This window comes from Citrobacter sp. wls757 (genome assembly GCF_005280935.1).
In the GTDB taxonomy this organism is placed as follows: Bacteria; Pseudomonadota; Gammaproteobacteria; order Enterobacterales; family Enterobacteriaceae; genus Citrobacter; species Citrobacter portucalensis.
Genome location: NZ_SZWU01000004.1, coordinates 3,912 through 12,837, shown reverse-complemented (window position 1 = coordinate 12,837; position 8,926 = coordinate 3,912). Strand labels below are relative to the sequence as shown.

Annotated in this window: 9 protein-coding genes; 2 read left to right on the top strand and 7 right to left on the bottom strand. The window is 53.3% G+C overall.

Annotated features, from left to right (window positions below):
* From ulaD to yiaK, 6 genes are all read right to left on the bottom strand, one after another.
* A partial coding sequence (ulaD, locus tag FDW94_RS00205) for a 3-keto-L-gulonate-6-phosphate decarboxylase UlaD (RefSeq protein WP_249358197.1) occupies positions 1-524 on the bottom strand: 524 nt, incomplete at its 3' end.
* Complete coding sequence (locus FDW94_RS00200; protein WP_137376948.1) at positions 524-2,026, bottom strand: FGGY-family carbohydrate kinase; 1,503 nt, start codon at positions 2,024-2,026, stop codon at positions 524-526. The genes ulaD and FDW94_RS00200, both read right to left, overlap by 1 nt.
* Positions 2,027-2,124: 98 nt before the next feature.
* On the bottom strand, positions 2,125-3,444 hold the full coding sequence (locus tag FDW94_RS00195; protein WP_137376947.1) for an MFS transporter: 1,320 nt from the start codon (positions 3,442-3,444) through the stop codon (positions 2,125-2,127).
* A 31-nt stretch (positions 3,445-3,475) separates the two neighbouring features.
* Positions 3,476-4,408, bottom strand: a complete 933-nt coding sequence (locus FDW94_RS00190; protein ID WP_137376946.1) for a DUF4862 family protein — start codon at positions 4,406-4,408, stop codon at positions 3,476-3,478.
* A gap of 14 nt (positions 4,409-4,422) precedes the next feature.
* On the bottom strand, positions 4,423-4,887 hold the full coding sequence (locus FDW94_RS00185) for a YhcH/YjgK/YiaL family protein (RefSeq protein WP_103014694.1): 465 nt from the start codon (positions 4,885-4,887) through the stop codon (positions 4,423-4,425).
* An 11-nt stretch (positions 4,888-4,898) separates the two neighbouring features.
* Positions 4,899-5,897 (bottom strand): 3-dehydro-L-gulonate 2-dehydrogenase, encoded by a 999-nt coding sequence (gene yiaK / locus FDW94_RS00180; RefSeq protein ID WP_137376945.1) that lies wholly within the window; start codon positions 5,895-5,897, stop codon positions 4,899-4,901.
* Between the two features lie 217 nt (positions 5,898-6,114).
* Here yiaK and yiaJ point away from each other — a divergent pair, with 217 nt between their 5' ends.
* On the top strand, positions 6,115-6,930 hold the full coding sequence (yiaJ, locus tag FDW94_RS00175; RefSeq protein WP_137376944.1) for an IclR family transcriptional regulator YiaJ: 816 nt from the start codon (positions 6,115-6,117) through the stop codon (positions 6,928-6,930).
* Positions 6,931-7,035: 105 nt separating this feature from the next.
* Positions 7,036-7,509, top strand: coding sequence for a 4Fe-4S dicluster domain-containing protein (locus FDW94_RS00170; protein ID WP_137376943.1), 474 nt, complete (start codon positions 7,036-7,038; stop codon positions 7,507-7,509).
* 34 nt (positions 7,510-7,543) lie between these two features.
* Here the strand turns inward: FDW94_RS00170 and avtA are convergent, their stop codons facing one another.
* On the bottom strand, positions 7,544-8,836 hold the full coding sequence (gene avtA, locus FDW94_RS00165; RefSeq protein WP_349290449.1) for a valine--pyruvate transaminase: 1,293 nt from the start codon (positions 8,834-8,836) through the stop codon (positions 7,544-7,546).
* Positions 8,837-8,926: the final 90 nt, after the last annotated feature.

Here is an 8,926-nt window from a genome sequence, read left to right as displayed (position 1 = left end):
GCGGGCGTAATCCCGCCGGTAATCGACAACTCCAGACCGATATCGGAAAGCGCTTTCATGCACGCCAGATCAGCTTCTCCCCATTGTTGTCCGCTGGCCTGAGCATCGCGGCCACGATGGTAAATTGCCTGGCGAACCCCAACGCGATACCAGTCACGGGCATCATCCAGCGTCCAGTTGCCGAACAGTTCCATCTGAATTTCGCCGCCGCAGGACTGCGCGACGCCATGGCCTTTCTCTACCGTCGCCAGTGGGGCAGCGCAGATGATAGTCATCCAGTTTGCGCCAGCGCCAAACGCTTGCTGTGCGAGGGTTTCGCCCGCATCGGCTACCTTCCAGTCGGCAACGATGATTTTATTTGGACACTGGGTACGCAGCGCTTTCACGGCAGCCAGGCCTTCGGTTAAGCAGAGAATCGTCCCTGCCTCAACGATATCAACGCTCTCTTGTAGCAGTGCGACATCGTGTTGGGCCGCCTGCAGGTTGGTGTGGTCGAGCGCCAGTTGCAGTAATGGTCGACTCATCATTCGTGCTCCTTAATGCGGGCGTGATAGCCCTGTAGTGCGGTAATTAAATTCTGGTATTGGCGGTATTTACGCTGGTAGCTGGCATGCGCCGTAGCGTCTGGCAGCAGTGTGCGAATCGGGTGCTGTAAGCTGCGCTGCGCGTCACTGAAATTGTGATAAACGCCAGTGCCTACGCGGGCGGCGAGCGCAGCGCCAAAGCAGCCGGTCTCTTCAATCTGTGGCAATTCGATACGTAAACCGCTGACGTCCGCCAGCATTTGCATCCAGATGTCGGAGTGCGCTGGACCTCCGGTGACGCGCAGGGTATGTGCCTGCGTAAAACGTTCGCGCATGCGGTTCAGATGGGTCATGTGGCTGAAAACCACGCCTTCGTAGATGGCCTGTAATAAGTGGGCGCGAGTGTGTATAGCCTGCATGCCATAAAAGCCGCTGGTCATCTCCAGTCCGGCGTTACTGCCGTACAAAAAGGGCAGAAAGAAAAGCTCGCTACCGGCTTTCGGTAAGCTGGCAACGGCCTGATTAATCTCATCAAAAGAGAGTTCGCCCCACTGGGCGGTAAACCATTCCAGATTGCCTGAAGAGGTCGGACTGGCTTCATGAACGATGTACTGCCCGTCATTTACATAGCGACCATAGACATAGGGATGGGGCTCGTGGTCGCGCAGGCCGTGAGCGATCCCGCTGGTGACGGCCCAGGTACCCATCACCGCGTTGAGGGTGCGTTCATCTTCGATACCGGCGCAGAGTGCGGTGGAAACCACATCAAACAGTCCGCCGACGACGGGGGTACCCGCCGCCAGACCGGTTATGGCGGCTGTCTGAGCGGTGATTTCCCCGCATATTTCTGCTGAACCAACGATGGGGGGCAGGGCATTGTCGATTTCACTGATGCCCAGCCACTGAGTCAGCCTCGGGTCGTACTGACCCGTGGTCATGTTGTAGAGGTTCGACTCGGAGATATTGCTCTCTTCACAGCCTTTGGCGCCGGTTAAGCACCAGCGCAGGTAGTCATGACCCATCATGACGCTACCAATTTGCGCGTAGCGCTGGGGGGTGTTCTCTTTCACCCAGCGCAGGAGTGATGCCGGATGACCGGTCCACAATGTCTGGCGGGTGATCGGGTAGAGCTGCTCAGGTATCCCATCCTGCTGCCAGCGCTGAACGATTTCCATCGCCCGTCGGTCAGAAGAGAGAATGGCATTGCCTAGCGGCTTATCTTGTTTATCGAGAAGGAACAGACCTTTGCCCTGAGCGGATATACCGACGCCTTTGATTTGCTCACCGCACACGCCTGTGCGCTTTAACAGCCCGGCGATGGTCGCGACGCACTGTTGCCACAGTTGGTGCATATCGCGTTCGGCGTAACCTGGTAATGGCGATATTGTCTGCAGCGATTGCCGGTTAATTCCCTGCTCATGACCTTTGGCATCATACAAACCCGCTTTCAGATATGTACCGCCACAATCAATACCCAGCCAGAAGGTCGCTTTCTCACTCATCTTTGTTATCTCATTTTTGCCGGATGGCGCTGCGCTTATCCAGCCTGGGACGGTTGTTACCTGTAGACCCGGTAAGCGAAGCGCCACCGGGCATTGTTTTAAGCTGTACGTTTATGTGGATTCAGCGTCTTTAGCGGCGCGGCACCTGCATCGCATTTCGCTGGCAGCAACAGGGCCATCAGCGCGGCCAGAGCCAGTGAAATTGCCAGGCAATAAACGCCCGCATCTTTGCTGTACAGGGTGATGAGAACGCCGACTGCGTAAGGGCCGCAGAAACCACCGAGGTTGCCGAGAGCGTTGATGACCCCACGTGCGCCACCGGCCATTTCCGCACTGAACAAACGTGCTGGAATAGTCCAGAACACGCCCGCAGCCGATTGCAGGAAGAATCCGCAGCCGACCAGCGCGGCATAAGCCAGCCAGACGTTATTTTTCAGCGCCACAGAGAGGAACATGCACAAGGCGAAGCCAATCAGCGGTAGGCAGACGAACAACTTGCGTTTACCGGTGCGGTCAGAGAGTGAAGAGAACAGGAACATCCCGGCAATTGCGCCGACGTATGGCAGAATGGCGAGCATGCCGACCTGTCCCATGCTGCTGTGAGTCAACTCTTTGAGGATGGTCGGCAGCCACAGGGTGTAACCGTAAATCCCGGTCTGATAGAAGAAGTTCAGCGCGATTAGCTGCCACATGGTTTTATCGGAAAGTACCGCACTCAGAGAGGCATTTTTGACCTCTGTTCCGGCAATGGCTTTTTGCTCGGCGGCCAGGGTTTCTACCAGGTAATTTTTCTCCGCCTCAGAGATCCAGCGTGCTTCCTGCGGACGGTCGTAAACGGTATAGGCCCACAGCACCAGGACGACGACAGACAGTAAGCCTTCAATGATAAACAGCCAACGCCAGTCGAGTACGGTGATGATCCAGCCCGAGAGCGGGGCGGTAATGATCCCGGCAATCGGCACAAACATAATCACAATCGCATTGGCGCGACCGCGCTCGGCGTCGGGGAACCAGTTGCTGATCATCGTCAGCACGACCGGCAGCATGCCGCCTTCAGCAACACCGAGTAAGAAACGCAAAACCAGCAGTTGATACTGATTCGTGATTAATCCCGTCAGAACGGAAATAACCGCCCAGGCAACCAGCGACCAGCCGATAAATTTCTTGCCGCTGCCGTGTACGGCAATTTTTCCGCCGGGAACCTGTAAAAACAGATAACCGATAAAGAAAATACCACCGGCCAGACCGGCCATGGTGGCGGAAATACCTAATTCTTCATCCATTCCGCCGGGCATCGCGAATGCGATATTGACGCGGTCCATATAAGAAATAATACAGGCGATAAGAATAGGTGGAATAATCCGTAGCCAGCGCTGACGAGGTATGTCTTGAAGTGTAGGGTGAGAGGTCATGTTCATATTAATATTCTCGTAGAGTAGTATTTTATTTTTATAGTTTTGCTTTATTTAATGCGGCGATACCGTCGCGCAATATCGCTACACGATGGTTCACATCTGCACTGGCATTTATTTCCAGCAATTTAATGCCAGAAAATTGCAATGGATCTGCTCCTGCGCAGGCGAATAATTCGTGGGCATGCTCTGTGGTCATTAGACCTTCTGGACAGAAAGGGGCAAACGGTGCATGTAAGTCCTGCCACTCGCCGTATTCCCCCGCAAGCGTGGTACCGGAAAACATCAGTGCGCCCAGTTTTCCAGCCCGTTTGGTCTGCTGCGTGTGGGTCAGCGGTAGGGTGAGGTTCCGCCCTTCAATGGCCGAGCGCGCCCAGTTAATGCACACGCTGATGTCATATCCGGCTATCGCGTCCAGCACGTTGTCTAACGGTAAAAATCCTTTGCGTGGCGCGGGGCCTGTCATGGCATCGCAATGTTCCAACACCAGATCGCAGGACCAGTCCCAGCGGGTAATTTCTTTCAGCGAACGAGCAAACGCGTCGGTGGCCTGAGCGACGTTCGGGTTGCCCGCCAGCGGAGCAGCATGCAACTCCAGTGCAATCACTTTTCCGCCGTTGGCCGCATTGATATGGTTGATTTTCTGATGCAGATGACGGTAATACGCCACGCAGGCTTTACGCTGTTCTTCATCGCTGGAGGCCAGCCCGAAACCACCATTAATACCGCGACGGCGCATGGTTTCCATAATGGCCGTGACCACGATTTGCCAGTCGCCCGGCGTATGGCGTAATAACCATTCGTCGCCTAACGGGTGCAGATGTTCAAGACAGGGCTGCTCCAGTCCGCGAATATCCGGGGTATCGGAGAGTTGTCGCCAGAATTCCTTCTCTTCCTCTTCACTCTTTTGGTGAAATGAGGGTGCACAGGGGTACGCACCGATAATATAACCGGTAGTGTTAGCTTTCATTTTTTGTGCTCCTTTTATAAAACTGAAATAGCAACCTTCACGACTATTTTGCGGATCGGTGTGGCGACAGTTTTATGACATGCTGGACGATGAACATCCTGCGGGAAAAATATGGCGTAACTTCCCGGAATCATTTCAATAAAAGATTCATGTTCGCTGGCGTGATAAAAAATAATATCGCGCTGTTCTAATAGCGATTCACTGATTTGGTTATTCCCGGTATCAATGGCGATCCCGATTTTCTCTTCACCCCAGGCCAGAAACTGAATATCCAGATAGCGGCGATGCACCTCAGGACGATTTTCGGCAACGTCACGCGTGGTTAAATCAATAATTTGCGCGAAGATATTTTTACCGTCGATCTCCACCACGCCCGGCTCCAGTTTGCGAAAATCTGTGGTGCGCAGAAAGTCGAGCGCCCTTTCAATCGCAGCAGGCAAATGGCATGGGTTAGGTTGAGCAATATGTCCGAAGATCATGGTGTTGCTCCTTACAGGGCCTGAATTTTTGCCCAGACGCTGTCGTCAACGGTGATACCGTTCCGGCGATTTTCTTCCAGTAGCTTTGTAAACTCGTGGCCCGGCAGACGGACAGGCGTGTTTTCATCTGCGCGTTCGGCGGTGGTGATGAAATCCATAATCCGCTGTAGCTTGGCATCACGGGTGGCGCCATCGATCAGCTTATCCACTTCAATGGCGATAAATATCTGTGAAACGCCATATTCATCGCTGTTATCCTGGGTGACTTCCGCAACGGAAGAGCCATCAGAAAGCAGGGTGGCAATCATATCCAGCACAATCGACAGACCTGAACCTTTCCAGTAACCCATTGGCAATATGCGGCGGTTTTTTTCGATAACGCCCGGCTCTTTGGTGAGATTGCCTTTATCATCAAAGCCACCGTCTACCGGCAGTTCGCGACCGGCCAGGCGATTCACTTCCAGCATGCCGTAGGAGAACATCGACATCGACATATCAACCATGGTGATTGGCGATGAGGGGATCGCGACGATCAGCGGGTTAGTACCAATGCGGCACTCTTTCGAACCCCACGGTGGCATGACGGCAATCGAGTTAGTCCAGCAGATACCGATATAACCTTTCTCCGCCGCCTGCCAGCCATAGCTGCCGCCGCGCATCCAGTGGTTGGCGTTACGCAGTGCGACCAGGCCAATACCGTGATCGGAGGCCAGCTCAATGGCTCTGTCCATCATCTTTTTCGCCGTCAGATTGCCGATCGAACGCTGAGCATCCCATTGTTCAATCGCCCCCAGGCTGGTAATGCGTTGCGGTTTGGCCTCAGGAATGATGTCGCCGTTATCCAATTGCTGAATAAAACGAGGAAAACGATTCACACCGTGCGAATAAACGCCGGACTCTGTAGTGCGCGCAAACATTTCGGCACAGGCATCGGCGGTTTCAACGGCAATACCGCGTGCCAGCAGTACCCGATTGAACGCATCTTTCAACTGCTCAAAAGTGACTTTCATTCCTGTTTCCTTGTTTAAATTTGATCGCTTTTTTATCTCTAAATTTCACTATGCGAAATCTGATTTCAAATATAGCGATCAAATTTTGACAGATCAACGGGGTGGTCTATTTTTTAAAATCATCAAAATCAAATAGTTGTGTTTTTTCGGTTCAGATCGTGAACTGAAACACACTTTGCGCTACCATCAGAGCGCGACGAAAAGGGGAGCGGAAGCGATGGGCACAAAAGAGAGTGAAATGACGCAAGACAAAGAGAGGCCAGCCGGAAGTCAGAGCCTGTTCCGTGGTTTGATGTTGATTGAGATTCTGAGTAACTATCCGAATGGGTGCCCATTGGCCCATCTGTCTGAACTGGCCGGGCTGAACAAAAGTACTGTGCATCGACTCCTGCAAGGGCTGCAGTCCTGCGGATATGTCACGCCTGCACCTGCTGCGGGTAGCTATAGGCTGACCACCAAATTTATCGCCGTTGGGCAGAAGGCACTGTCGTCACTGAATATCATCCATGTTGCCGCGCCGCACCTCGAAGCGTTGAATATTGCTACTGGTGAAACAATCAACTTCTCCAGCCGTGAAGATGACCACGCGATTCTGATTTATAAGCTGGAACCGACGACCGGCATGCTGCGTACTCGCGCTTATATCGGTCAACATATGCCACTGTATTGCTCCGCGATGGGTAAAATTTACATGGCGTTTGGGCATGCGGATTATGTGAAATCTTACTGGGAGAGCCATCAGGATCTTATTCAGCCGCTGACCCGCAATACCATTACCGGTTTACCGGCGATGTACGACGAATTGGCGCAGATCCGCGAAAGCAGTATGGCGATGGATCGGGAAGAGAACGAATTGGGCGTTTCCTGTATTGCCGTGCCGGTGTTTGATATTCATGGTCGGGTGCCGTACGCGGTGTCAATTTCACTCTCTACCTCGCGACTTAAGCAGATAGGGGAAAAAAATCTACTCAAGCCGCTACGGGAAACCGCGCAGGCGATTTCAAATGAGCTGGGTTTTACCGTTCGCGAGTAAGGTTATTAAGGCACCTGACAATATTTAACCGTTTCCCCTGTCCGATCAAAGCGTCAGGGGCGGTCTCTCTGGCACTCTGTGGTTTTCACGCAGAGGGAGGGGGCAATGAACGCGTTTATTATGGCGGATGCGGCAAAATGTATTGGGTGTCGTACCTGTGAAGTTGCCTGCGTCGTCGCGCATCAGCAAAACCAGGACTGTGCTTCGGTCTCTTCTTGTGCGTTTATACCGCGGATTCGGGTCATCAAAGACGACGCCTTTACCACGGCGGTCGCCTGCCATCAATGCGAAGACGCTCCCTGTGCGAATGTTTGTCCAACTCACGCCATTCGTCGTGAACATGGGCATATCTTCGTTGAACAGGCACGTTGTATTGGTTGTAAAAGCTGTATGCTGGCCTGCCCGTTTGGGGCAATGAATGTCGTTGCCCGTTCGTCGCGGGCGCAGGCGATAAAATGCGATTTGTGCTGGCATCGCGAGGCGGGACCAGCGTGTGTCGAAGCCTGCCCGACCAGCGCGTTGCAGTGTGTTGATGCCGTCAGTATTCAGCGCCAGCGCCTGCGTTCACAGCCGCTGTGAAGTGAGCCCGACCCGCACCTGGGTCGGGTTTGCGTTAGCCTTCCAGCCAGGCGCGTTCGATCTCTTCCGCCAGAATCTTCACGCCAGCTTCGATTTTCTCCGGCTCTGGCACGTAGTTCATCCGCATGCACTGATGGGTATGCGGCCAGGGTTTATCCAGCCCCGGGAAGAAGTAGTCACCAGGAACCATCAGTACGCCGCGCGCTTTCAGGCGCTGATACAACAGTTCGGTGGTGATCGGTAAATCTTTGAACCATAGCCACAGGAAAATCGCGCCTTCAGGTTTATGGATAAGGCAGCGATCTTCAGACAAGTAGCGGCGAATAATCGCAATCGTCTCCTGAACGCGCTGATAGTAAAACGGCTTGATAACCGTTTCGGACAGACGCAGCAGATCGTTACGTTTAATCATCTCGCACATCATCGCCGGTCCCATCCCGCCAGGTGCAAGGCTGATGATGCCGTTCATATTGGTAATCGCAGTGATGATTTTTTCATTCGCGATAATGATACCGCAGCGGGAACCTGGCAGACCCAGCTTGGAAAGGCTCATGCACAACACAATGTTGGGGTTCCACAGCGGGCGTGCTTCGCTAAAGATAATGCCAGGGAACGGTACGCCATAGGCGTTATCAATCACCAGCGGGATCCCATGCTGGTTGGCCAGCCGGTCCAGCTTCATCAGCTCCTCGTCGGTGATCACGTTGCCTGTCGGGTTAGTGGGACGCGACACGCAGATCATGCCCGTTTCTTCACCGATGTGCAGGTGTTCAAAATCAACGTGATACTTAAACTGGCCTTCCGGTAGCAGCTCAATGTTCGGACGTGCTGAGACGAAGAGATCTCCTTCCAGCCCGGAATCGGCATAGCCAATGTATTCCGGCGCTAACGGGAATAACACTTTTTGCGTTGTTCCGTCAGCGCGGCGTCCGGCGAACAAATTGAATAAGTAGAAAAACGCGCTCTGACTGCCATTTGTCAGTGCAATATTTTGTGGCTCGATATCCCAACCCTGCTTCTCACGTAGCAGTTTCGCCAGTTCAGACAGTAGCTCGGTTTTCCCTTGCGGACCGTCATAATTGCAAAGCGCATCAGTGGCTTTGCCGTTTTCCAGCATATCTGCCAGCAGAGACTGGAAGTAATTTTGCATCTCTGGAATTTGCGCCGGATTACCACCGCCGAGCATGATGGCGCCTGGGGTGCGTAAACCGTCGTTGAGGTCCTCCATCAGGCGGGTGATGCCTGAATGGCGGGTAAATTTGTCGCCAAAAAGTGAGAATGTCATAGCAGGGGGTCTGTCGAACTGAGTAGTAAAGTGGCTAACCATAGCGCTACCTATGGCAGGGCGCAAATCAGGGGGAACGAGTTGGATTGATGTTTTGTGCTGCAGATGTTTGCCTGGCTGGTTTTTTATTTT